The sequence below is a fragment of the Lacrimispora sp. genome (genome assembly GCF_032078915.1).
In the GTDB taxonomy this organism is placed as follows: Bacteria; Bacillota; Clostridia; order Lachnospirales; family Lachnospiraceae; genus Lacrimispora.
The window spans coordinates 50,111-75,515 of sequence record NZ_DAMAUN010000020.1; the positions used below are offsets into that span (position 1 = coordinate 50,111).

At 44.6% G+C, this 25,405-nt stretch carries 26 protein-coding genes and 1 other annotated feature; of the genes, 8 read left to right on the plus strand and 18 right to left on the minus strand.

Annotation, left to right across the window (positions count from 1 at the left end):
- Positions 1-102 precede the first annotated feature (102 nt).
- The 13 genes from hypE to RT269_RS10425 form a co-directional block, all read right to left on the minus strand.
- Complete coding sequence (gene hypE / locus RT269_RS10365) at positions 103-1,080, minus strand: hydrogenase expression/formation protein HypE (RefSeq protein ID WP_313182405.1); 978 nt, start codon at positions 1,078-1,080, stop codon at positions 103-105.
- Between the two features lie 23 nt (positions 1,081-1,103).
- Entirely contained in the window at positions 1,104-2,141 is a 1,038-nt protein-coding gene (hypD, locus tag RT269_RS10370; protein ID WP_313182406.1) for a hydrogenase formation protein HypD, read from the minus strand.
- Positions 2,142-2,144: 3 nt separating this feature from the next.
- A complete protein-coding gene (locus RT269_RS10375; protein WP_100303984.1) occupies positions 2,145-2,360 on the minus strand; it encodes a HypC/HybG/HupF family hydrogenase formation chaperone in 216 nt (71 codons plus the stop codon).
- The gene (hypF, locus tag RT269_RS10380; protein ID WP_313182407.1) at positions 2,317-4,674 is read right to left on the minus strand and encodes a carbamoyltransferase HypF; all 2,358 of its coding nucleotides are present in this window, start codon (positions 4,672-4,674) and stop codon (positions 2,317-2,319) included. The genes RT269_RS10375 and hypF overlap by 44 nt, the downstream gene beginning before the upstream one ends.
- Entirely contained in the window at positions 4,638-5,300 is a 663-nt protein-coding gene (gene hypB / locus RT269_RS10385; protein ID WP_313182409.1) for a hydrogenase nickel incorporation protein HypB, read from the minus strand. The genes hypF and hypB overlap by 37 nt, the downstream gene beginning before the upstream one ends.
- Before the next feature lie 14 nt (positions 5,301-5,314).
- Entirely contained in the window at positions 5,315-5,653 is a 339-nt protein-coding gene (locus RT269_RS10390) for a hydrogenase maturation nickel metallochaperone HypA/HybF (RefSeq protein ID WP_313182410.1), read from the minus strand.
- Complete coding sequence (locus RT269_RS10395; RefSeq protein ID WP_025233828.1) at positions 5,620-5,985, minus strand: 4Fe-4S dicluster domain-containing protein; 366 nt, start codon at positions 5,983-5,985, stop codon at positions 5,620-5,622. The genes RT269_RS10390 and RT269_RS10395 overlap by 34 nt, the downstream gene beginning before the upstream one ends.
- 54 nt (positions 5,986-6,039) lie before the next feature.
- Complete coding sequence (locus tag RT269_RS10400; protein WP_313182412.1) at positions 6,040-7,119, minus strand: hydrogenase large subunit; 1,080 nt, start codon at positions 7,117-7,119, stop codon at positions 6,040-6,042.
- Positions 7,120-7,155: 36 nt separating this feature from the next.
- A complete protein-coding gene (locus tag RT269_RS10405; protein ID WP_313182414.1) occupies positions 7,156-7,497 on the minus strand; it encodes an NADH-quinone oxidoreductase subunit C in 342 nt (113 codons plus the stop codon).
- 18 nt (positions 7,498-7,515) lie between these two features.
- Entirely contained in the window at positions 7,516-7,938 is a 423-nt protein-coding gene (locus tag RT269_RS10410) for an NADH-quinone oxidoreductase subunit B family protein (protein ID WP_100303978.1), read from the minus strand.
- A 48-nt stretch (positions 7,939-7,986) separates the two neighbouring features.
- Positions 7,987-8,847 carry a respiratory chain complex I subunit 1 family protein gene (locus RT269_RS10415; RefSeq protein ID WP_313182416.1) on the minus strand — a complete coding sequence of 287 codons (861 nt, stop codon included), beginning with the start codon at positions 8,845-8,847 and terminating at the stop codon, positions 7,987-7,989.
- 1 nt (position 8,848) lies between these two features.
- The gene (locus RT269_RS10420) at positions 8,849-10,756 is read right to left on the minus strand and encodes an NADH-quinone oxidoreductase subunit 5 family protein (protein WP_313182417.1); all 1,908 of its coding nucleotides are present in this window, start codon (positions 10,754-10,756) and stop codon (positions 8,849-8,851) included.
- 440 nt (positions 10,757-11,196) lie between these two features.
- Positions 11,197-12,063, minus strand: a complete 867-nt coding sequence (locus RT269_RS10425; RefSeq protein WP_313182419.1) for an MBL fold metallo-hydrolase — start codon at positions 12,061-12,063, stop codon at positions 11,197-11,199.
- A gap of 159 nt (positions 12,064-12,222) precedes the next feature.
- Here RT269_RS10425 and RT269_RS10430 point away from each other — a divergent pair, with 159 nt between their 5' ends.
- From RT269_RS10430 to RT269_RS10465, 8 genes are all read left to right on the plus strand, one after another.
- Positions 12,223-12,861, plus strand: coding sequence for a DUF1801 domain-containing protein (locus RT269_RS10430; RefSeq protein ID WP_313182421.1), 639 nt, complete (start codon positions 12,223-12,225; stop codon positions 12,859-12,861).
- Between the two features lie 122 nt (positions 12,862-12,983).
- Entirely contained in the window at positions 12,984-13,697 is a 714-nt protein-coding gene (locus RT269_RS10435) for a response regulator transcription factor (RefSeq protein ID WP_313182423.1), read from the plus strand.
- Positions 13,687-15,015 (plus strand): HAMP domain-containing sensor histidine kinase, encoded by a 1,329-nt coding sequence (locus RT269_RS10440; protein WP_313182425.1) that lies wholly within the window; start codon positions 13,687-13,689, stop codon positions 15,013-15,015. The genes RT269_RS10435 and RT269_RS10440 overlap by 11 nt, the downstream gene beginning before the upstream one ends.
- Positions 15,016-15,021: 6 nt before the next feature.
- Positions 15,022-16,539 carry an amino acid adenylation domain-containing protein gene (locus RT269_RS10445; protein WP_313182426.1) on the plus strand — a complete coding sequence of 506 codons (1,518 nt, stop codon included), beginning with the start codon at positions 15,022-15,024 and terminating at the stop codon, positions 16,537-16,539.
- Entirely contained in the window at positions 16,536-17,708 is a 1,173-nt protein-coding gene (locus RT269_RS10450; protein ID WP_313182428.1) for a diaminopimelate decarboxylase family protein, read from the plus strand. Before RT269_RS10445 ends, RT269_RS10450 begins: the two co-directional genes overlap by 4 nt.
- A 13-nt stretch (positions 17,709-17,721) precedes the next feature.
- The gene (locus tag RT269_RS10455; protein WP_313182430.1) at positions 17,722-17,949 is read left to right on the plus strand and encodes an acyl carrier protein; all 228 of its coding nucleotides are present in this window, start codon (positions 17,722-17,724) and stop codon (positions 17,947-17,949) included.
- A gap of 3 nt (positions 17,950-17,952) precedes the next feature.
- The gene (locus tag RT269_RS10460) at positions 17,953-19,536 is read left to right on the plus strand and encodes an MBOAT family O-acyltransferase (RefSeq protein ID WP_313182431.1); all 1,584 of its coding nucleotides are present in this window, start codon (positions 17,953-17,955) and stop codon (positions 19,534-19,536) included.
- Positions 19,537-19,547: 11 nt separating this feature from the next.
- Positions 19,548-20,513 carry a hypothetical protein gene (locus RT269_RS10465; RefSeq protein ID WP_313182433.1) on the plus strand — a complete coding sequence of 322 codons (966 nt, stop codon included), beginning with the start codon at positions 19,548-19,550 and terminating at the stop codon, positions 20,511-20,513.
- Between the two features lie 56 nt (positions 20,514-20,569).
- On the opposite strand, the gene RT269_RS10470 is transcribed toward RT269_RS10465, so the two are convergent.
- From RT269_RS10470 to RT269_RS10490, 5 genes are all read right to left on the minus strand, one after another.
- Positions 20,570-21,787 carry an aminotransferase class I/II-fold pyridoxal phosphate-dependent enzyme gene (locus RT269_RS10470; RefSeq protein WP_313182457.1) on the minus strand — a complete coding sequence of 406 codons (1,218 nt, stop codon included), beginning with the start codon at positions 21,785-21,787 and terminating at the stop codon, positions 20,570-20,572.
- 68 nt (positions 21,788-21,855) lie between these two features.
- Positions 21,856-22,110: a binding site (T-box leader), on the minus strand.
- A 78-nt stretch (positions 22,111-22,188) separates the two neighbouring features.
- Positions 22,189-23,178 (minus strand): Gfo/Idh/MocA family protein, encoded by a 990-nt coding sequence (locus RT269_RS10475; RefSeq protein WP_313182435.1) that lies wholly within the window; start codon positions 23,176-23,178, stop codon positions 22,189-22,191.
- Positions 23,179-23,243: 65 nt separating this feature from the next.
- Complete coding sequence (locus RT269_RS10480; protein ID WP_313182436.1) at positions 23,244-23,786, minus strand: beta-class carbonic anhydrase; 543 nt, start codon at positions 23,784-23,786, stop codon at positions 23,244-23,246.
- A 39-nt stretch (positions 23,787-23,825) separates the two neighbouring features.
- A complete protein-coding gene (gene msrB / locus RT269_RS10485) occupies positions 23,826-24,776 on the minus strand; it encodes a peptide-methionine (R)-S-oxide reductase MsrB (protein WP_313182438.1) in 951 nt (316 codons plus the stop codon).
- Between the two features lie 53 nt (positions 24,777-24,829).
- On the minus strand, positions 24,830-25,405 hold the full coding sequence (locus RT269_RS10490; protein WP_313182440.1) for an NUDIX hydrolase: 576 nt from the start codon (positions 25,403-25,405) through the stop codon (positions 24,830-24,832).

Below are 25,405 nucleotides of genomic sequence, written 5' to 3' on the forward strand. Positions count from 1 at the left end.
TCCTTTCATACTTAACTATAATAAATATATGACATGATCCTGCAAATGCCACATTTTATCCAGTTTTTTGGCTATTTTTACATACAAAAACACGATTTTTCCCTAGCAGATTCTGGGCAGGCCCTCTCCATATAACACATCAATGGTTCTGCTTCCCTGCAGCCTGGTTTTCATTGTTACGCCCCTGCCTTCCATAACAGTTCCGATGATTCTGGCATTTTTGCCGTATTTGCTTTTTTGAACTGCCTGTAAAGCCTTTTGTGCCTGGCTTCCAGGGACAACTGCTATCATTTTCCCTTCATTTGCCATGTAGAGAGGGTCCAGGCCAAGAATACCGCAGAAGCCTCTCACCTGGGCGCTGACCGGAAGAGCTTCCTCCCATATCTCCACTTTGCAGGAGGACTGGTCCGCCGCCTCATTAAGGACCGTAGCAAGCCCTCCCCTGGTAACATCTCTCATACAATGGACCCGGATATTATCATCAAGAAGATTTTTTACGATGGAATATAGTGGAGCACAGTCACTTGCGATCTGATTCTCTATCCCCATCCGATGAGATAGAACGGCCGCGTGATGCTCTCCCAGATTCCCGGAAAGAATAATGGCATCCTTGGGCTTGCAGTTTGAGATGCTGATCCCTCCCTTTCGGATCTCTCCAATTCCAGAGGTATTGATATAAATTCCACCGTTTCCTTCCACCACTTTTGTATCACCGGCTACAATCCTTACGCCTGCCTCTTTTGCTGCCAGGGCCATGGAGGCGGCAATCTGCTCGATGATCTCAAGCTCAGCCCCTTCTTCTATAATAAACCCTGCAGTCAGAAATCTGGGGACGGCTCCCATCATGGAAAGGTCGTTCACTGTCCCGCATACCGCAAGCTTTCCGATATTTCCGCCTTTAAAAAACAGGGGCGTGACTACAAAGGAATCCGTGGTATAGGCAATTTTCCCCTTTATATTTAATACTGCGGCATCTTCCAGTTTATTTAAGGTTTTATTATTAAAGTGTTTTAGGAATACCTCATTGATGAGATTGCCGGTCTGCTTTCCTCCGCTGCCGTAGGACATATCGATTTTCATGGCTTTGCCTCCTCTTCCTATGATCATGAATTCTGATACCAGATGCCGCAGGATCCTTCCGGAGACACCATGCAGGGGCCTACCGCATGAAGCGGATTGCAGACAGTCTTAAACAGCGGGCAATCCGACGGATTGATCCGCCCAAGTATCACATCCGTACACTTGCAGCCAATTGGCATAACCTCTATATGCTCTTCTTCCGCGCTTCCTGCATCATAGGCTCCGTATTCTTCCTTAAGTCTCAGAGCGGATCCTTCTATGACCCCGATTCCTCGCCAAAAGCCATCTGCAGCTTCAAAATATTCCTTGATAAAAGCAGCCGCTTTCTGGTTCCCCTCTTCTGTCACAGCGCTGGCGTACATATTTTTCACCTCAAAGCGCTGCTTCTTTATCTGGGTCATGATCTCATATATGGCGGCCAGGATATGCTCTCCTTCAAAGCCTGCTATTACAAAAGGCTTCCGGTATCTGGCTGCCAGCTCCCGGTATGCGATACTTCCGGTGATCACGCTGACATGTCCGGGGCTTAAAAAGCCGTCAATGTTTTTCTCATTTTCGCAGATAAAGGAAAGAGCCGGTACAATCGTCTTTAAGGAGGTCATGAGTTTTAAATTTTCCAGTTTCTTCTGCTGGATTTCTTCAAGAAGCAGGGCATAAACTGGAACCGTGGTTTCAAACCCCACAGCTGCAAAAATATATTGGATCTCTCTGTTTTGTTCCGCTTCCGCAACTGCCATAAGCGGGGAATAGAGGATCTTTACCCTGCCTCCGGCCGCCTTTGCCTCTGTCAGGGTCATCTTGCTTCCTTTGACTTTCATCATATCTCCAAAGGTCAGCACACAATGGTTCTCTTTTAGGGAATATTCCGTCAGCTGATCAATGTAGGCGGAGGGGGTAACACAGACCGGACAGCCTGGTCCTGAAATCAGCTGGATTTTAGGAGAGATCATGGAACGAATGCCGTTTTTAAAGATGCTGGACGTATGGGTCCCGCATACTTCCATGATCTTCACCGGCCTTCCGTCATAATTTTTCAGTTCCTTTATCACCTGGTCAATCATATTCTACAGTTCCTCCTGGAGCTGGGAAAATATCGTGAGAATTTCCTCGGCTACGTCTTCCTTTAAGACATCAATAACACAGCCGGCATGTATGAGAACATAATCTCCTATTTTCGCATCCACCAGCTTTATATTGGCATCGGTGATGTTGTCCATAATATTGACCTTTGCATAATCACCTTTTATCTGAATTATTTTTCCCGGTACTGCAACACACATGGCATCCTGTCCCTTCCAAATCCATATGATCGGATTTTAAATATTTATTTCCCAGATAAGCCTGGCCCAGGCTCACTCCTCCATCGTTTGGAGGAACCGCCCTGTTTAAGTATACGTTAAATCCCTTTTCCTTTAAAAGCCTGACCGTATGCCCTGCCAGCAGGGAATTCTGAAAAACGCCGCCGCTTAAGGCTACGGTATTGCTTAAGTATTTTCTCTCCATCCTTTCACACACAGATGCTGTGGCTTGTGCCAGCGCAAGATGAAAACCAAGTGCCAGGGAACCTGTCTCCACCTTGTTTCTCATGGTGCAAAGAGCCTTAAAAACCGGCCGGGGATCTAATTCCAGGATCCCATCTCTTTCCTTTATGCCAAAACATAAGTCAGCCGGCTTTTTATTGTTTCTTTCTGCAAGCACTGCCTCTTTTTCAAACAATATGGCGCATTCCCCTTCATAACGGTTCTCATGGCCGATATTTAATACGGACGCTGCCCCATCAAACAGACGCCCCATGCTGGAAGTAAAGACCCTGTTGACGTTATGCTCAAGGGCTGCTTTTATCACACTGATTCTCTCATCCTGGACGTAAGCTTCAAGGCCTGCGTGAAGCAGACAGCAGGACGCCGTTTTCCTGGCATCCCTCATAGATCCGTCACCTCCCAGAATGGGAAACATGCTTACATGGGCTGCCCGTATGAAGCCACTACCTTCACAGATAAGAAACTCTCCGCCCCATATATTCCCATCCGTTCCATAGCCTGTCCCGTCGAACGCAACTCCGATCACAGGCCCCTTTAAATTGTGTTCCGCCATGACCGACGCAATATGAGCATGGTGATGCTGCACCTTAAGAACCGGGAGCCCCAGGGCTTTAGCAAAACGTGCGGAGTGGTAGTTTGGATGGAGATCACATACCGCTAATTCCGGAGCCATTCGTAGCAGCCTGGTCAGATCTTCATAGGATCTTTGATATTCCTCCATTACTGCGTCTTCTTCTAAGTCTCCGAAATACTGGGATACCACTGCACTTCCCTTCTGGCAGAGACAGAAGGCGGCCTTTAAGTCTCCACCCGCCGCAAAAATACCGGTATTTATCCGATTTTCTTCCTCTTCCTTAGAAAGAAAAACAGGATAAGGGACATAGCCTCTGCTTCTTCGGATCAGCTGGGGCTTACCCTCTATGATTTTGGCAACAGAATCATCCACCGAACGGACGATCCTTCTTTTGTTATATAATACACCGCTTAAATAAGGGGAGGCAAGAGCCAGCATGGGGCCATCCTCCCGAATCACAGGCTGTCCGGAAAAATTGGCGCTTGTCATGATAAGAGGCCCAAGTTCTGCAGTCAGCATATGCTGAAGGGGTGTATAAGGCAGAAAAGCACCGCAATAAAGACTTCCATTCCCTGTGGAGGGTGCCATAAGATCCTGTTTCATGGATAACAGCACGATTGGCCTTGCTTTTGATTCCAGCAATGCCTTTTCTTCCTCAGAGACCAGACAGAGCTTTCTGATCTCCGAAATTTCCGGAAACATGACCGCAAAAGGCTTTTTCTCCCTCCCCTTTAATTTACGAAGCCGGTTCACGGTTTCTTCCATAAAAGGAGAACAAACCAGATGAAAGCCTCCGATCCCCTTAACCGCAACAATTCCTCCTTGAGACAGAACCTTAACCGTCTTTTCATACGCTCCTCTTTCCAGCAATTCATGAAAACCATCTTCCTTATCCTGATAGATTAAGTAAGGGCCGCAGTCATTGCAGGAAATGGTCTGGGCGTGAAAACGCCTGCTTTCAGGTGAGGTGTATTCTTCCCGGCAGGCATCGCACATGGGAAAGTCCTCCATGGAAGTCCGGTTTCTGTCATAAGGCAGGTCTTCCATGATGGTATATCTGGGACCGCAGGTCATGCAGCTGATAAAGGGATTCTGATATCTTCTGTCCGATGCATCGGAAAGCTCTCTCATACATTCCGGGCAAACCGGCAGATCCGGCGGAATCACCAATATTTCCGCACTGGACTCACTCTTTACAATGAGAAAATCTTTAAACTCCGCGAAAGGAAGTTCCTTTGCTTCCATCTTTATGATTTCATAGCCGCCCCTCTTGTTTTCCTTAAGGTCAGATAGGAACCGGCTAAGAGATGCCTCTTCAGACTGTGCCACGATCTCAACATAGCCGCCTACGTTGCGGACCGTTCCCTTTATTCCGTATTGTTTGGCTGCACGATAAACAAGGGGCCGGAATCCAACCCCTTGTACAATGCCGTAAACCTTTATTATTTTTGTAATGACCTTGTTTTTTCCTCGATCCATTCTACTACCTTTTCGTAACCTTCTTCCGTCTTTCCCGATACCTTGATCACCGGAGCCGTTTGATTCAAAGCCCGGACTCCCTTCATAAAAAAGTCCTCGTCAAAATCAATATATGGCAGAAGATCACATTTATTCAATAAAATCAAATCGGCTTTTTCAAATGCCAGGGGATATTTATATGGCTTGTCGCTGCCCTCTGTTACGGTTGAAATCAGCATCTTTGCATGTTCACCGATCATGAATTCGGCAGGGCACACTAAATTGCCGATATTCTCAATAAACAGGATTCCATCGCTGATCTCCAGTTCATCCACCGCAGCTCCGATCAAGGGAGAATCCAGATGGCAGGCTCCCCCCGTATTGATCTGAATGGCCTTTACCCCAAGGGACTGGAGGGTTTTTGTATCAAAGTCCGCCTCAATATCTCCTTCGATGACATAAGAGGTCACATCCGTAAGGCGTTTGATAATCTGTATCAAGGAAGTGGTTTTTCCCGCTCCCGGTGCTCCCATTACATTGATGGCATAAATGCCGTTATTCGTTAATGATGCATTGATCTGTGATGCAACCTGGTCATTCTTGTCATAGACAGACTCCATGATTTCTATTTCCTTATTCTCAGACATCGTTTCCTCCATTTCTAAACTTCAATCGACTTTACATAAAATTCCTGTCCGATATCTGTGGGACGGCCTTCTCCTTTACAAAAAGGACATTCAAAGGTGAAGGGCTTCCGGACAAATAATTTTCCGCAAATGCTGCACTGAAGCTTGGGTGTTACCCTCTTAATATGAAGCTTTGCTTTTTCACAAGGAGTTCCTTCCGCTATTATGTCAAAATAAAGTTCAATGGAACTTGCCACATAACCGCAGGTATCTCCCACCACCAGATTGATGACCTTTACTTCCTCTGCGTGGTGCTTTTCAGCATATTCTCCGGCAATTTCTATGATTCGCTGGGTGATTGGGTATTCATGCATTTCACATATTCATCCCTTACATTTCCGTATGATGGCTCTGTGTATTGATTTTCCATCCTCAGACATTTCTTCGGACATACTTCACTGCAATAACCGCATTGAATACACTGAAGCCTCTCAATGCTCCAAAGAGCTTTCGATTTATCTGTCTGAATGGCTCCTGTGGGACACTTTCTTTCACACATCCCGCAGAATATACAATCATCCACCGATATCTCGATCTTTCCTCTGGTGCGTTCATATGTTTCCTTACGCTTAACCGGATATGGAACCGTATAGGGACCATGTAACAGGTTTTTTAAAAGCGTCTTTGACATCCTTAATATCGACATACTATCCTCAATTCCGCTGTTCTTCCCAGCAATGATATCTATGAACCGGGCCTGTCATCGCTCGGTACAGCTGATGCATGGATCAATGGTTAGAATCAGAATCGGCACATCGGCAAGAGAACAGTTCTTTAAAGTCTCCAGCAAGGCCGGGACATTGGCAAAGGTAGGAGTACGGACCCTGACTCTGTCTAAGAATTTTGTTCCGTTTGCCTTTGCATAATAAAGCACCTCTCCCCTCGGCTGCTCCAAACGGGTAAAATGCTCTCCCTTTGGATTTCCAGTCACCTTTCTTTTTACCTCACCATCGGGTATGATGGCAATGCACTGCCTGATAAGATCAATGGACTGGAACAGTTCCCCGATCCGGACTTTGGTTCTTGCATAGCAGTCCCCGCCCTGATCTGTGATCGGCTTAAAATCCAGTTGATCATATGCAGCATATCCCTGGGACCTTATATCCATTTCAATCCCGCTGGCCCTTGCCATGGGACCGACCGCTCCCAGTTCGAAAGCTGCCTCCTTAGACAGTACGCCAACTCCTTTTGTGCGGAGCTTTACGGTGGAATCGTTTAAAAATACGGCGGCAGCCTCCTTTAATTCCTTCTCCATGCCGGTTAAGACCTCTTTCATCTTATTTAAGGTCTCAGAAGAGATATCCTTTTTCACACCGCCGACATCGCATACGGAAAATATGACCCTGCCTCCGGTAGTCTCTTCAAAAATATCCAGAACCTGCTCTCTTAACTTCCAGGAATGCATGAACAGGCTTTCAAAGCCAAAGGCATCTGCCAGCAGGCCCAGCCATAAAAGGTGGCTGTGGAGACGGGACAGCTCTGCCCATATGGTCCGCAGGAATTTTGCCCGCTCCGGGATTTCCACCTCCATAATGCTTTCTATAGACATACAGTAGCCCATGCCGTGCATAAAGGAACAGATGCCGCAGATCCGCTCCGCAACATAGACATACTGCTGATAATCCTTCTTTTCTACCAGTTTTTCCAGACCTCTGTGAATATATCCGATTCTGGGGATCGCCTCAATAACCCTTTCATCCTCCAAAACCAGATCCAGATGGATCGGTTCCGGAAGCACCGGATGCTGAGGACCAAACGGAACAATTGTCCTGTTTCCCATAAGTAGCCTCCATTCTGACGCCAAATGGCATCATACCTAATCGTTCATATGAAACGGTGTTTTGACCGGAATCTTATATAAGGTATCGTTAAAGTCCGGCGTTATACCCGTGATCTTTACTCCGAACAGTTCCTTTATCTCGTTTTCATATAGAAAGGAATAGGGATAAATAATACTGATACTAGGCAGTTCTGTCTCTGTATCGGTTAAGATCCGCAGGTTTATAAGCTCATGATCCTTATCAAAGGTATAGGTCAATTCCATTCCGTCTTTATTGGTACAGGTAACAGCAACAAGTCGGTAACCGTCATTTTTTATTTTCAGTGTCTCCGCCAGCAGATCATTTGCGGAGATCTCTTTTAATATCTGTTCAGCCATAATTTGCCTCCTAATGAATCAATGTTTCTTTCTCTTTTCTTCCAGAATATCAAGCGCTTTCACAACGCCATCAATAATCGATTCCGGACGAGCTGCACAGCCCGGCACGTAAACATCCACCGGGATCACCTTCCCTACTCCGCCAACCACGTTATAGCACTCTGCAAATATGCCTCCTGAGGTGGCGCAGATTCCAACAGCCACCACTGCCTTTGGATCAGGCATCTGTTCATACAGCTGCTTTACAACTGGGATATTCTGCTCATTTACGCTGCCGGTAATTAGTAAAATATCCGCATGCTTCGGATTGCCTGTATTGATGATTCCAAAACGCTCCACATCATAAAGAGGCGTAAGACATGCCAGTACCTCTATGTCACAGCCATTGCAGCTGGTTCCGTCATAATGCAGAATCCATGGCGATTTTTTTACAACACTCATAATATCCTCCATTCCGCCTCTTGGCAGCTTTCATGATCTGCCGGGAATTTATCTGAAAAATGACAGGATGATTAAGTTCACCGTGCCCATGATTCCGGTTACGATCCACGCTGATTTAAGAGCCTGCTGCCATTTCACCCTGGCAGCTCCGTTATCTATGATGATTTCAAGAAAATAAACAAACAGGCATACGATGACCGCAAACACACGGCTCATCGGCGCAGCCGTTGCAAAAAACACATACACAAGAGCCAGAGTAATAATCACCTCATACCAGTGAGTTACCTCAATCACAGCCAGATCCTTACCGGAATACTCGGTGGTAATTCCCTTTACGATTTCCTGATGTCCATGATGGGACATGCTTAAATCAAAGGGGGATTTTCTAAGCTTAAATGTCAGGATAAACAAAAGTCCAACAAACACTCCCGGAAGATAGATGATCGAGGGCGTTTGCGCCATTACGATATCCCTTACAAAAAAACTGTTCTCCGCATAGTAAAGGCCAACGCAGGTAAGCAGTACCATTGGCTCATAAGCCATGATCTGCAGCAATTCCCTTTCCGAACCAATGGTGTTATAAGGAGAATTGGATGCATAGCCGCCTAATACGAAAAATACAGAGCCAAGAGTCAGGGCAAATATCGCTAACAGGATATCTCCCCCTGAAAGCAGGATCACCGTGGTGAATACCACGAATGCAAGGGAGATATACACGAAGAAACGGTGCATGGAATTTACCTCAATGGATTCCTTCTGACACAGCTTCAGTACATCATAAAATGGCTGAAATAAGGGCGGTCCCTGTCTCCCCTGAAGCCTGGCTGATATAATACGGTCAATTCCTGTCAGCAGCCCTCCGGCCAGAGGAGCAAGCACGGCGATCCCTATCATGATTAAAATATTCATATTACGCCATTCCTCCTATCATCATTATGATTCCGCCAACTAAAATTGCGGCAGCTATCATATCACTCCATGGAGTTAATCTCTTGGGGCCGAAATAATCTTCCATATACCAGTTGCTCAGTTCCATCTTTCGTTTTTCATTCATGGCTCCGTAGAAGGTTTCGTTATCTCCGGTGTTTTCTCCTGCCATATAAACCGGAACTTTTCTTCTTTTATCATTTTTATACATCGGAATAAAACTGATCGGCAGAAGGATGAGCATACTAAGCATGCACAGCATCAGCTTAATATCACTCGTTCCGATGGGGATCAAAGCCGTCTTTCCAAATACCTCCGTCAGATAAGGAATCAGAGCGTATTTTGATATCAGCGGAAAGGTAAAGCAGGATACCACGACCATTCCCGCAAGGATTGTAATAGGAATCTCCTCATCCAGGTGGAATTTGCTCTCAATCTGCTGGTTCATATTGGCCCTTGAAACCAGTTTCCCCATCCACTTTGTCCAGTAAAACAAGGTGGCGGCGCTTCCATAGGCCAGAATAATAACAGTGATAACGTTATTGGAATCAATAAACGCCTTCATGGCTACCCATTTTGATATCAGCATTCCAAAGGGGGCAAGAAACATTCCGGCAATACCGATCATCATATAGAGCGCTAGCTTTTTTGAAATCCCAAGGAGGACATCCATGTTTTCCACATCCCGGTTTCCGATCTGATGCTCGATGGAACCAACGGATATAAAAAGCAGGGATTTGGATACTGCATGGAATATGATCAAAAGAATGGCAGCCCATAAGGATTCCTGGGTTCCGATGCTGGCGCATATTACGATGAGCCCTAGGTTTGCCAAAGTGGAATAAGCTAAAATCTTCTTGGCGTCACTTTGGGAAATAGCCATCAGGGAACAGGCAAGAAACGTGATTCCTCCCACAAAGGTTACGGTTCTTCCAACAGGAGTCGATCCTAACAGTGGCGCAAGACGGATGATTAAGTACACACCTGCTTTTACCATAGTGGCGGAATGCAGCAAAGCGGAAGAAGGAGTTGGTGCCACCATTGCTCCGAGAAGCCAGGAGGAAAATGGAAGCTGGGCTGATTTGGTCAATGCAGCCAGGGACAGGAAAAATACGGGTATCATCATTGCCGCTTCCGGCTTCATGGAAGTGACCACTGACAATTCCAAGGTTTTATAATAAATGCCGATGAAAATGATCCCAGCCGCAAAAGCAATGCCGCCGCCCAGATTAATCACCAGGGCACGGAAGGAATTGTCTCTGGCTTCTTTTGTCCTTGTATAACCGATCAGCAGGAAGGAGCAAAGTGTCGTAAGCTCCCAGCAAAAATACATCCAGGTAAGATTATTGCTCAATACGATTCCAAACATGGCAGAAAGGAATAAAAATAGAACTGCGAAGAAGAAACCTTTCCTTTCTTTGTATTCTTTGTGGTGGATATGGTAAGTCTTCATATATCCCACGGCATAAATACAAATCAGGCTCCCTACCAGTCCAATAACCAGTACCATAATTGCCGTAAGTTTGTCGAAAATCATGGCTTGCTTAACTTCAATATTATGTTTTACCGTAAATTCAAAACAAAGCATTGCAGCCGCCTGTACAAACGACAAAACCGAAATAACATACTTTTTATACCTGATTCCGATGGAGATTACATACACAGCGACTGCCGTCTCTGTAATTGCCATGATAACCTCAATTGCCTTTTCCAAACGGAAGGACAAAGCAATTCCGCTCTTAAAATATAACCCTACAACTGTCAGTGTCAAAACAGCCGTACCTACGGCTCCTACCCTGACGATCATATTTCTTACCTCATCATTTTTGACCAGTAAGATTCCTAACGCTGCAGCCAATGGAAATAAAATCAATACTGTAATCGCACCCATACACTCATCACCTTGCTTTTGTTTTATTATATCTGTCACAATTGAGAATAAAAAAAATCAACGATACCGTCAAAATTCTCCAGCTGTATGCTCTTTACCGCATCATCGATTAATTCGTGCTCATTATATCACACTAAAAGTGGTTGTCAATGTTTTGTTTTATGTACAATTTACACAGTTTTTACACCTAAAAACACAGTATAAAAAATCAATTCAAAAGAAAGTGAGAGTTCCTAACAAATTAGAATAAAACGGAAAAATACAGGAATAAATTATGTATTTTTGCAAAAATATATACAACTTCTTAACATACTTCCAAAGAAAATATACGATTCTTTAACGAATTCTTAATTTCTTTACAGAAATCGGAGTGTGAAGAAACCGTTAAATTAATAGAAAAAGGCATCCAAATAGTCCTTCGGATGCCCTTTTCTATTCACTTAACGCTTAATCAGAAACTTCTCTCCATGCCTGCCGATCCAGTGGTTTATGCCAGGATATTTGGCCGCAAGATAATCCGCAAACAGCAATGGGTCTTCACTGTTTTTAGCAAACATCTCATAATGCGCCGGAACGACCAGGCCGGGCCGAAAAGTCCCTGCCATATCCGCTGCTTCCTGATACGTCATGTTGCCGATGATGTTCTCTCTGTATCTCCTGCCGTCACGCCCATTAATAGGAAGGAACATTACATCAAATTTCCCGAATTTCCTAAGCTTCCCGTACATTCCTTCATAAACACAGGTGTCGCCGGAATGATACAGGGAGCATCCGCCGCCTTCCAAAACACAGCCCATATAGGGGTAGGAACCTGTAGCCGGGTCCTGGTCAAGGAATTCATGGGCAGACGCGATTCCTGTTATGCGGATCCCCTCCAAAAGCTCCAGGGTGATCCCATCGTCAAGGCCAATGAACCGGTCCGGGTTTATATGCAGATCATTGGAAAGTGAAGGAATAAGCAGCTTTGGCACTATGAATCTGGCATTAGGAGAGCTGACTGACAGCTGATGCCAGACCTTCCTGTCAATATGGTCCGTATGATCATGGCTGCCAAAAAAGTAATCTGCATTGGTCACTTCCTCGGGCTTCAACAGGGACGGTATCTTCCTGTTTGGATGCTGGGATAAGAACGCATCCAGATAAAAAATCCTGCCGGCAAGCTTTACGGCAAAGCCCATCTGCCCTAGCCACCAGATAGCTGCTTCTCCATAAGCCGGAGCGCTCTCATTCATCTCATGTATTAATTCCTCACCTTCTTTCATAATCCCGGTACCACAGTTTTCAGAATTGCTTTCCGTAATGGCCATATGTTTTCCACCTTTCGTCTTTGCTGCTTTCTCTGGTATGTTTATCATATCATAATTTCAACAATTCCATAATATTTTCGTATAACCAGGGTTGGTTTCAGGCAAAATTATTGGAAATATGATATTATATAACAAAGATGCAGAAAGAGGAGGTATCCTATGGAACAGAAGCTTCCAACTACCATTGGAGAATACATTGCAGGCCAACGCCTGGACATACAGCCTGTTCTGGAAAAGCTGTACCAGACCATAAAAGAGGCAGCACCGGAAGCGACGGAAAAAATCAGCTGGGGAATGGCCACATTTGACTATTACGGCAATCTGGTACATTTCTCAGCAGGGAAAAAGCATGTCGGATTTCATCCGGCTCCATCCGCCATCAATGCCTTTCAGGAAGAACTGAAGGAATACCATTACTCAAAGGGTACGGTCCAGTTTCCATATGACAAGCCCCTCCCCCTTGAACTCATAGGAAGGATCGTCCGCTTTCGGACAGCCGAACAGGCCGTTCTTCTGGAAGAGAAAAAAGCGGGGAAAGCAAAGGAAAAGACATTGCGTCCCCGCTATCCCATGCCCGACGATGTAATGGCGGAGCTTCAAAAGGAGGATCTAACAGAGGCCTACAATGCCCGTCCTCCCTATCAAAAAAATGATTATATCGGCTGGATCACAAGGGCAAGGCGTCCGGAAACCCGCAGAAAGCGGATCGGCCAGATGCTAGATGAGCTGCGGTCCGGCGATGCCTATATGGGCATGGTATATTCCCCTAAAAAGGACACAAAGACCGGTCTTTCCTGACCGGTCTTTTTTACTCGCGGACCAAATCTTAATAATTCTTAATTCCCCTGGATTTCATTGTTATTCTATCCATAAATGATATAATTTTTCATATTAAAATAATAAAAGGAGGCTGCCGATCCATGTGTACATTGCAGCAGATATTGGTAGTGGATGATGATGCTGACATCCGGGAAGTCCTTCGCATTCAGCTGGAAAGCAAAGGCTATTCCGTGTCAGAAGCAGCAAACGGAAGTGACGCAGTCGCAGCAGTCGCAGATAATCCTGATATTGACCTTATTATTTTAGACATCATGATGCCAGGTTTATCAGGAATCGATGCCTGTACCCAGATCCGGGGGATATCTTCTGCCCCCGTTTTGTTTTTAACCGCAAAGTCAAAAGAAAGCGATAAAACAGAAGCCTATGAAAACGGCGGTGATGATTATCTTGTAAAACCATTTTCACAGGCAGAGCTTCTCATGAAGGTCCGTTCTCTTTTAAGACGATATGTTGTTTATAAAGGGAAAGGAACACCTCCTTCCAATAGTTCGGAAATCCGGCTGCAGGATCTTATGATCGATACCGCAGGCCATTTTGTCTATCGGGAAAATCAAAAAATCGAGCTTACGGACACAGAGTTCCAGGTTTTGATGTATCTGGTCAAGAACAGGGGAAAAGCCAAGGATGCACAGTCAATCTACGAGGGCGTATGGAATGATAAGTTCCTCCCTTCTTCCACGAATACTGTTATGGTACACATTTTAAAGCTTCGGAAAAAACTGGAACTGGATTTTAACAATCCTGTCATCATACGAACCGTTTGGGGAAAGGGCTATCAGATCGATGAAGCATAAGTGGATCTCGTCTTTACGATATAAGCAAATATTTGTATTGATCTTTGGCGCGGTCATCAGCTTTGGGATGTACTTTGCCTCCCAGGCTTTTGGCGATTATCTGGTATCCAGGAACCATATGAATGAAGATGCCGCCTGGAAACGATTGACCGGTTATCAAAACTCGTTTGAAAATTACATTAATAAATATAACATATCAGTGAAAAATGTCAGATCCATTTCCAAATGGGTAAAGAACCATAAATACGTTTACGTAACTATTTTTAACGGCAACGAGATCATCTACGAATCCGGATTCTGGAATGATGCATACGCTCCCTATGAAACCGCCAGCTCCATTGGGGAAGACAGCAAACAGGCCATACGGGATATTTCCTTCAGCGACGGCACCTATTCCGTATCCATCATTGATTCCTCGGAAATCAAATGGTATAACCTGGTAACTTATATTTCATGGGGAGTCTTTTTCCTGTTTCTGTTTGTGATCCTGATTTTCTACAACCACCGGATCATTGCCCGGATCATGCTTTTGTCAAAAGAGGTATCCCTGATTGAAAAAGGGGATTTGGAGCAGCCGATTTTCTATAAAGGAAACGATGAAATTGCATTGCTGGCAAAAAATGCGGATAACATGAGAAATTCCATCATAACAAGGTATAAAAGCGAAAAAGAAGCCTGGGAAGCAAACAGTGAGCTGATCACTTCCATGTCCCATGACATCAGGACTCCCCTTACTTCACTGATCGGCTACCTGGAAATACTGGATTCAAAAAGCTATCATTCGGAAGAACAGTTTGACAAATACATCAAAAGCTGCAGGGATAAATCCATTCAGCTAAAGGATTTATCTGACCGGCTGTTCCAGTATTTTCTTGTGTTCGGCAAAGAGAAGATATTGATGCAGTTGGAGACCTTTGACGCTAAGATCCTTCTCCAGCAGCTGCTTATGGAATACGTATTTGATCTTGGCAACCTGGGGCTTGACGTTAAAACAGAATTTGCAGAGGAATCCTGCAGCATAACCGCTGATATCCAATATTTAAGACGATTATTCGATAATCTGTTTTCCAATGTAAGAAAATACGCCGGCAGCGATGGACCGGTCTTTGTCAAAAGCCATATAGACGGCAATGACCTGATTATCACCATCTCCAATGAGATCCGCAGGGACAGCATGTTTTTAGAAAGTACCAACATTGGACTCAAAACCTGCCTGAAAATAGTAGAACAGATGAATGGTACCTTTGAGATACAAAAAAACCGGACAAATTTTAAAGTCCGTGTGACGTTTCCAATCGAACCAGACAGAGAGGAGTAACAACCCATGAGAAACGTACTGGAGTATCTTGAGCACTCTGCAAGCATCTATCCGGAGAAAATTGCTGCGGCAGATCAGGCAAACAGCTGCTCTTATAAGGAACTGTTATTACATGCAAAACGGATCGGCAGCTTTCTTTCCGGTTATGAATCACCCAGAAACCCTGTTGTGGTTTTTATGGATAAAAGCGTGGAGGCTCTTACCGCATTCATGGGCATTGTATATGCCGGATGCTTTTATGTACTGATCAGCCCCGCGCAGCCTGCTGTGCGGATCAGCCAGATTCTTAAGGTGCTGGAAGCAGATTCCATCATCACCTTAGGGGATTCCAGCGCCCTGCCGGAAGGCGTGGAATTTTCCGGCAATCTGTTTGATTACCATGAGATGGTGAATAGCGAAATCAGGGAGGATCCCCTAAAGCTCATCCGCAATCTGTCCCTGGATATCGATCCTCTGTACTGCAACTTTACCTCAGGCTCTACCGGCGTTCCTAAGGGGGTATTGGTCAGCCACCGGTCGGTGATTGATTTTATGGAATATTTTCCTTCCATGTTCGGAATAACCGGGGAGGATAAAATCGGGAATCAGGCCCCCTTTGACTTTGATGTGTCTGTTAAGGATATTTACTCCACCCTTAAAGTGGGAGCCACCATGGTCATTATCCCGAAAAAATTATTTTCCATTCCGACGGAGCTCCTTGACTTCTTATGCGAACACCAGGTAACGACCCTGATCTGGGCGGTTTCCGCCCTGTGCCTGATACCCCAATTAAAGGGGTTTACCTATAAGGTCCCCTCCAGGGTTAATAAAGTCTTATTCAGCGGTGAAGCAATGCCTGTTAAGCATTTAACAACCTGGCAGAAATACCTTCCTGATGCGAGATACGTAAACTTATACGGACCTACAGAAATCACATGCAACTGTACCTACTATCCTGTGGACCGGAAATTTGAAGCCCATGAAACCCTTCCCATAGGAAAGGCATTTCCCAATGAAAAGGTCTTCCTTTTGGATCAGGATGACAAACTGGTCACAGAAAAGGACCAGATTGGAGAGCTTTGCGTATCCGGAACCGCATTGGCCCTGGGATATTATAACAATCCGGAGCAGACAAAAAAGGTATTTGTCCAGAATCCCCTTAACGCTCACTGCCTGGAAACGATTTACCGGACCGGGGATCTGGCCTTCTATCATGAGAACGGGGAGCTTTGCTTTGCCGGACGCAAGGACTTTCAGATCAAGCATATGGGACACCGCATAGAGCTGGAAGAAATCGAAGCCGTCTTAAACAGCTACCCTCTCATTCAGCGGGCATGCTGCGTCTTTGATGAGGAGAAAAACCGGATCGGGGCATTTTATGTTGGAGAGATGGAAGGAAGGGAAATTTCTGTACGGATGAGGGAATCCCTTCCGGTTTATATGGTTCCATCCGCGTTTTATTCCCTGCCGGAACTGCCAGTCACCGCCAACGGAAAAATAGACAGAAAAAAATTATTGGAAGTGCGGAAAGGAAAACAGCCATGAACGAGATGAGGTTTGAATATGACATTCATGAGTACCAAACCCCTTTCTACATTTTTGATACGGATATCCTGGCTGAACAGGTCAGAAAAATCAGGGGTGTCCTTGGAGAGGACGTGGAATTATGCTATGCCATGAAGGCCAATCCATTTGTAATTAAGGATTTAGAGGAAGTGGTGGATTCCTTTGAGGTCTGCTCTCCCGGTGAATTCGCCATCTGCGAAAGAGCCGGAATCAATATGGGGAAAGTTATCATGTCCGGTGTACATAAGAAGCATGAGGACCTGGAATACGTGTTGAAACATTATGGAGATAAGATCATTTATACCGCCGAGTCCCTCTCCCACTGGCAGATTCTTGCAGACTGCAGCTCAATGCTTCAAACACCAATTCGCGTCCTCCTCCGCCTGACCTCCGGGAATCAGTTCGGTATGGATGAAAGCCTGATCCGGCAAATCATGGAAGGCGGCGCCCATGAATTTATAACCATTGAAGGGATCCAGTACTTTTCCGGAACCCAAAAGAAATCAGTAGCAAAACTGGAAAACGAACTTCATATGCTGGACCAGTTCTGCCGGGATTTAAATCAGGAATACGGCTTTCCTGTCAAACGGCTGGAGTATGGTCCCGGTCTTCCTGTCTGCTATTTTGAAGAAGAGAAAAATGAGGAAGATCAGATGTTAAATGGCCTTGCCGGGTTTATCAAAAATCTTACGTTCGGCGGCAGGGTCGCACTGGAGTTGGGTAGATTTATCGCCGCCCCCTGCGGTTTCTACGTGACCAGCGTGGTGGATCAGAAAACAAACAAGGGAGAGTCCTACTGCATTGTTGACGGCGGTATCCACCAGCTAAATTATTACGGGCAAATGCTGGCCATGAAAAAGCCGCCTATCCTTCCTTTTAATCACCGGGAAGGAGAGAAAAAAGATTGGACGGTCTGCGGCTCTCTTTGCACGGTGAATGATGTGCTTGTAAAGAAATATCCTTTTCAAAACCTGCAGACCGGAGACCGGCTTATTTTTCAAAAAACCGGTGCTTATTCAGCAACAGAAGGCATGTCCTTATTTTTAAGCCGGGATCTACCCCAGATCCTTCTTTATTCTGCAAGAGACAGCTTCCGTATTGCAAGACCTCATTTACAAACGAATGTTTTAAATTATTTTCAACTATAAAGGAGACAAAACCATGGAACAATTATTAGAGATCTTAAACGATATTAACCCAGGAATTGATTATGAAACAGAAACAAGGCTCATTGACGGAGCACTCTTAGACTCATTTTCCATTCTCTCTCTCATTCCGGAGCTTGAAGATGCATTTGGCATTGAGATCACTCCCATAGACATGGTACCCGCTAATTTTAACTCTGCACAGGCAATTTGGGATATGATCCATCGGTTAAAAGAGGAATAAAAGATGGCCTACAATTCACTCCTGTACCTTTTCATCTTTTTGCCGGTTGTATTGCTGGCCTACCAGCTTGCACCCCAAAGCTTCCGTTATAAAGTACTGCTTACTGCCAGTTATGTCTTTTTTCTTTCTTTTAGCGGAAAGCTGCTGGTATACCTGCTTTTTTCCACCCTTTCCATTCACCACATCGGTCTATGGCTTACTTCCTGTAAAAAGGACTTTCGATCGGCGGCTCACGCCCCTGAGAATAAAAAGGCAGAAAAAGCAGCCTATGAGGCCAAATGCCGCAGGATCTTATGGCTTGGGATCGGATTGCAGCTTAGCTTTTTATTGATTTTAAAATACTCTGGTTTCTTTTTTGAAAACTTTAACCTGGTGTTAAAAGCCATCTCTTTCCCAAGGCTTCTGCCTGCCATGAAGTTTGCCCTGCCTATCGGTATCTCATTTTACACCCTGCAGGCGATCTCGTACCTGATCGACGTTTATTATGAAAAAATAGAGGCTGATGACAATTTAGGCAGACTGGCCTTGTATCTCTCCTTTTTTCCAACCCTGTTGGAAGGTCCTATCTGCCGCTACTCTCAGACTGCCAAAGCCCTCTGTCAGGGAAAACCTTTGGAATACAAGAACGTCGCTTACGGCCTTCAGCGGATCATATGGGGATTATTTAAAAAGCTTGTTATTGCAGACCGTCTTAATCTGCTTGTGGAAACGATCTTCGACACCCCCAATCATTACGGCGGGATCATCGTTATCGCAGGTGCCGTTTTATATACCTTTCAGCTATATGCGGATTTTTCCGGCTGCATTGACATGACCATCGGTACAGGAGAAATGTTTGGAGTAACCATTCCCGAAAACTTCCGTCAGCCCTTTTTCTCCAAAACCGCATCGGAATTCTGGAGACGCTGGCATATCACCCTTGGCGCCTGGTTAAAGGATTATATCTTTTATCCCATATCCCTAACCAAATTTGTCAAGAATCTTGGAAAGAAATCACGGGCTAAATTCGGAAAGCATTTTGGGCAGATCATCTCTTCTTCTGCCGCTCTGTTTGGCGTGTGGATCTTAAACGGACTGTGGCATGGAACGGGCTGGAACTATATTTTCTTTGGAATGTATTATTTTGTCCTCATTCTCATGGGGAATCTGTTGGAACCGGCGGTCCAAAGGATTACAAGTACCTTAAGGATCGACCGGACCAGCTGCTTGTACAGGAGTTTTCAGACAGTGAAGCTGCTTTTCATTGTTTTTACGGGAGAACTTTTCTTCCGGGCCAACAATCTGACCACCGGCATGAATATGTTCCGGTCCATTTTTACCGGCTTCCACTGGTCTGCGGTCACTGACGGTTCACTCCTTAAGCTTGGTTTGTCTCTGCCTGATTTCATTGCCGTATTCTTTGGTTTTCTTACGGTATATACCGTGGGCGTGATCCATGAACGTGGGATCTCTATTCGTGATAGTATTTCCGGCTGGAATATGTTCGCCCGCTGGAGCTTTCTTTACGCCGCTATCCTTCTTGTCATAGTATTGGGGGCTTACGGCGACGGATATATACCTGCAAAACTGATTTATGCCGGATTTTAAGGGGTGATGAGATGAAGAGCAAAAACAGGATAAAAACAATATCATTTTTAACCGGACTTTTTCTTTTATTATACATTGCCTCCTACCTGCTGATTCCCTACAATAACATGGGAGACAGCCTGTATAAAAAGGCAAACGGCATCCTAAAGGAACCCAGAAATACCATAGACTATGTGGCGATCGGGGACAGCGAATGCAGCGCCAGCATTTCACCCATGGAGGTATGGAATGATTATGGCTACACAGGATATAACTGCGGCGTCCCAAGCCAGCAGCTTCAGGATACTTACTATCTATTGGAGCGGGTGCTTAAAAACCAGCATCCAAAGGTTGTTTTCCTTGAAACCAATACATTTTACCGGGATTTTAAATACATCAATACCCTTGAAACTTCCATCGAAGAAACAGTCAAAAAAATATTTCCTATTTACAAATACCATGACAACTGGAAATACTTTCATTTTTATATGCTGAAATCTTTAGGCCATAAGATAACGCAGGAGCAAATTACGGTATATAAGGGATATCAGTACAGCGCAATCGTGAATCCCTACAAACGCGGACCTTATGTCACTGAAACAGACGATGTTTATGTGATCGACGAGCAGCCCTTATTATACTTAAACAAAATCGCAGGCCTGTGCAGGGATAAGGATATCCAGCTGATCCTATACAGCGCGCCGTCGCCAAAGTGCTGGTCCTACGCCAAGCACAATGCAGCCGCAGCTTTTGCCAACGAAAATCAGCTGACTTACATCGACTTAAATTTAGACATCGATACCCTGGGCATTGACTGGGCAAAAGATTCCCGGGATGACGGGGATCACTTAAATTACTTTGGAGCAAAAAAAGTGTCAGACTATATGGGAAAATATTTAACAGAGCACACCGACTTAACCGACCACCGGAAGAATGATCTGTTTGCAGGCTGGAACAAAGAGTTTAAAAATTATCTCAAACTGACAGAACAGCATTAACACTTAAAGAGCATTGGGCAGCTGGAATACAGGCTGTTTCCAATGCTCTTTTATCACTATTTTTGTATGTAATAGGACATGAAATCCGACAGCTTGTCACATGCCATTTTTAACTGGCTTAGCTCCGGAAGGTAAACGACCCGGAAATGATCCGGTTTTTCCCAGTGGAACCCGCCCCCATGAGTCAGCAGGATCTTCTTATCCTTTAAAAAGTCTAATACAAACTTTTCATCATCATAGATATTAAATTTACCGGTATTGATTTTAGGAAACATGTAAAAGGCTGCTTTGGGCTTTATGACGGAAATTCCCGGAATCTCATTTAACGCCTGGCAGGTGTATTCTCTCTGTTCGTATATTCTCCCGCCCGGTATCATCAACTGTTTTGTTTCCTCTTCCATTTCCAGTGCAGCTTCGATCACGGACTGGGCAGGAACATTGGAGCAAAGCCTCATGGAGGACAACAGGTTTATCCCTTCCACATAGCCTTTAGCAAAGGATTTATCGCCGCAAAGGCTCATCCAGCCGCAGCGGTATCCTGCGATTAAATGGGACTTTGAAAGGCCGTTGAATGTGACGGTCAAAAGATCCGGTGCCAGAGAGGCAATGGATACATGTTCCAGGCCGTCAAAAACAAGCCTGTCATAAATTTCATCTGCAAAGATGATCAGCCCATGTTTCCGGCATACTTCCACAATCTCCTTAAGGACTTTCCTGGGATACAGGGTACCGGTGGGATTGTTGGGGTTGATGATGACGATCCCCTTGGTTCTGCTTGTAATTTTACTTTTGATATCGTTGATATCCGGGTACCACTCCGCCCCTTCGTCGCACATGTAATGGACAGCGGTTCCTCCCGAAAGGGTTACGGAAGCAGTCCATAAAGGATAGTCCGGAGAAGGGACCAGAATCTCATCCCCACAATTTAACAGCCCCTGCATGGCTAAGGTGATCAGCTCGCTTACGCCGTTTCCCGTGTATACATCATCCACAGTGACCTGTTCGATCCCTTTTTTCTGACAGTATTTTACGATGGCCCTTCTGGCTGACAGCAGCCCTTTGGAATCCGAGTAGCCTTCCGTATGGGACAGGTTTTCGTTCATTCGCTTAAGCAGTTCCTCCGGCGCACGAAAACCAAAGGGAGCCGGATTTCCTATATTTAATTTTAATATATCAACTCCCTGATCGATCATCCGGTTTGCTTCATCCATGACCGGGCCCCTGATATCATAACACACATGATCCAGCTTACTGGATTTTTCAAAATTTCTCATCATTGCTCTCCTCTTTCTATGTAATTTAATAAGTGAAGGTAATAAAAAAACGCCCTAAACGTCGAAACGTTTAGGGCGAATGTACAATCCGTGTTACCACCTAAATTCAGAGAAATCTCTGCACTCTCTACGATACCATCATATCGTGCCCCTGTAACGTGGGAAAACGTTGAAGCCTACTAAACCATCTCCCTGGAATCAGGGAAACCATTTTTCGGTTCAAAGCTCCGAGACTGCTTCGATATACTAAAATAAAGATTCGCACCAACCATCTTCTCTCTGAAATTCATTGTATATGTACTATTTCTCTTCATTGCCTTTTCACTATTTCCGCAATAATAACACAGGCAGGAGTAATTGTCAATTACTAAAAATATTTTAACACCACAGATAACCCCGTCTTAAATTTCCTCATCTGCCGGGAACCGGATTCCTCCCTTATGTCTTGCAGTTGTCTGGATTTCGCTTACAAGCAGGGTGTGGTCCAGGAGCTGATAGCACCTTTCCAGATCATGACCGCAGATCATATCCTGGAATTCCATAAATTCATTCACCATCCGGTGATCGAAATCATCTTCATTTACAAGGGTTTTCGTCTCATCATTCATGATGATTTCAAAGCCTCTGCAGATGCTGGCAGGCGTCTCCTGACGGATGACCCCCTTCTCCCCCTGGATATAATTTACGGCAGGAGCCTTGCAGTCCTTTGCGCCTATACAGGTGCATTTAAAAGTACCGTAGTCCAAAATCAAGATTCCCGAGGTATCAATCCCTCTCTCCACATTGGGGAAGTATTCCACCTTAAGCGGCCTTCCAAATAATCCTGCAACATAATGGATGTTATAAATATTAATGTCCATGAGCGCACCGCCGGAACAATTGGGGTCAAAGGCGGGCAGAATGCAGCCTTCTTTGAAGCTGTCATATCTTCTGGAATACTGGGAATAGTTGAACTGAACGATTTTTATATTTCCCAGGGATGGCAGCAGCTCTTTTATTCTTTTATAATTGGGCAGATAAAGGGTTGTAACCGCTTCAAATAAAAACAGCTTTTTCTCTCTTGCCAGCCCGCTTAATATCTGAGCTTCTTTAAAGGTTGTGGTAAAGGGCTTTTCTACAATCACATGCTTTCCTGCCTCCAGTGCCTCTTTCGTAAACTGGAAGTGCAGATGATTAGGCAGAGCCACATAAACCGTATCCACATCACTGCTTAAGAAGTCCTGATAATCTGTAAAAATATGTTTTATATTATATTTTTCACCCAGCTCTCTTCCCACTGCTTCACTTCTTTTCGTACAGCAAATGGCCGCAAGCTCCACCTTATCCAAATAATGAACGATTGGCAGAAACTCCTTTACAATCATTCCTGATCCAACGATACCTAATTTCATCCCTATCTCCTCTCAAGTACAATTTAGTGGTTACTTTATCCCATACTATCGCCGGCATCCGCTTCTTAAATGACCTTTCTTAATTCTCCTGTAACAGAATCTATTACCAGACCGTGTATCAGGATCTCCTCCGGGACAAAGGGATGGTTGCGTATCAGCTCAACGGACTTTTTAATGGATAAATCCAGATCCTTAAATCCTCCCAGCCATGAATCAAAATCAATGCCATAGTATTTTACCAGGTCGATATTCTTTTGTTCGATTCCACGCTGTTTCATTTTTTCAATGATTTTCCTGCTGTCCGTATGTCTGGCCCCACAATCGGTATGGCCGATTACGAGGATTTCCTTGACATCCAATTCATAAATACCGATCAGCAGGCTTCTCATGGCACTTCCAAATGGGTGGGATATAATTCCACCGGCATTTTTGATGATTTTTGCATCCCCGTTTTTAAGCCCAAGGGCCATCGGCAGTAATTCCGTTAATCTAGTGTCCATACAGGATACAATGGCGACTTTTTTATCCGGAAACTTATTGGTAATATATTTTACATATCCTTTGTTTTCAACAAATTCTTTATTAAATTTCAGTATTTCATTAATCATCCTTCATTCTTCTTCCGCATCATTCTTTCAGTCCTGCCATTAAAACAGCTTTAAATAATCTCCGTATCCTTCTTTCTCCATCTTTTCTTTGGGAATAAACTTTAAAGAAGCGCTGTTAATACAATAGCGCAGTCCTCCACGGTCTATAGGACCATCTTCAAATACATGTCCCAGATGGGCATCTCCCAGCTTGCTCCTCACTTCCGTACGAATCCTTCCAAAGCTCCGGTCCTCAATGTTATTCAGAGTTCCTAAGTCAATCGGCTTAGAAAAGCTGGGCCAGCCGCAGCCTGACTCAAATTTATCAGTCGACATAAAAAGCGGCTCCCCTGTTGTAATATCTACATAAATTCCCTCTTCGAATTTATCAAAATATTCATTTTGAAAGGGAGGCTCCGTTGCACTGTTCTGTGTTACTTCAAACTGCAGGCTCGTTAAGTTTTCTTTCAATTCTTCCGATGTTCTTTTTCCGTATTTCTTGCTTTTATCCTCTGCCTTCTTTGCCTTTTCAAATTTATCGGTACCAATATGGCAGTATCCGCCTGGGTTTTTGTCCAGATATTTCTGATGGTACTCCTCTGCCCGGTAGTAACTGGAAAGAGGTTTCACTTCAATCGCTATTTTTTCTTTATATTTTTTCTGAAGCTCATTTATGGAATCCAGGATCACCGTCTCATCCCTGTCATCCGTGAAATAAATTCCTGTCCGGTACTGGGAACCAACATCGCCTCCCTGGCGGTTCACGCTTATGGGATTGATCACATCATAATAAAGCTGGAGCAAATAGGTAAGGCCTATGATGCTGTCGTCGTATTCCACCTTCACCGTTTCTGCATGTCCGGTATCATGGCTGCACACTTCTTTGTAAGTCGGATTCTCTGTACTGCCATTGGCATATCCCACCTCTGTAAACAGGATGCCCGGGATATTTTCCAGATACTTTTCTGTTCCCCAAAAGCAGCCGCCTGCCAGATAAATTTCTTTCTTCATAGAAAACACCTCTCTTTAGACGTATAAAAACTGTCTTTTTCTCTGTCATGGAATCAAATGATTTGATATTCTTCCATCAGCTTCACCGCTGACTCTACGATCTGAGCCGTCATACCCCATATGATCCAGTCTTCATATTTATAAAACAAGACGTCATAAGTTCCTTTTGCCCAAGGGTATTTTACCCCTCCCGGTATCCATTCATACGGAAAATCTTCCGGCGGCTCCGAAATCAGTTTACTCACAAATCTCTCCGGTTCCTGACTGCGGAGATAATCCAGTGGTATTTTTATGACCTCTTCTACTTCATCTCTGCTGAATGTGTCCTGATAATCACTTATAACGCCTATAAAAGGATGGATCATTAAGTGAAAGGGTGACAGATAAATATCTCCAGGTCCCATCACTTCAATCTGCTGCGGCAGTATGTTCAGTTCTTCAACTGTCTCACGTACCGCACATTCCTGAAGGGATTCCCCGGCTTCAAGCTTTCCGCCTGGAAAACAAACCTCTCCCGGCTGCCGCTTTAACTCATTAGACCTTTTTTCAAATAATAAATAAGTAACCCCTGAAATATGAATCAGGGGAATCAGAACTGCATACTTCCTGAATCTTTCTTCTCCGATCAT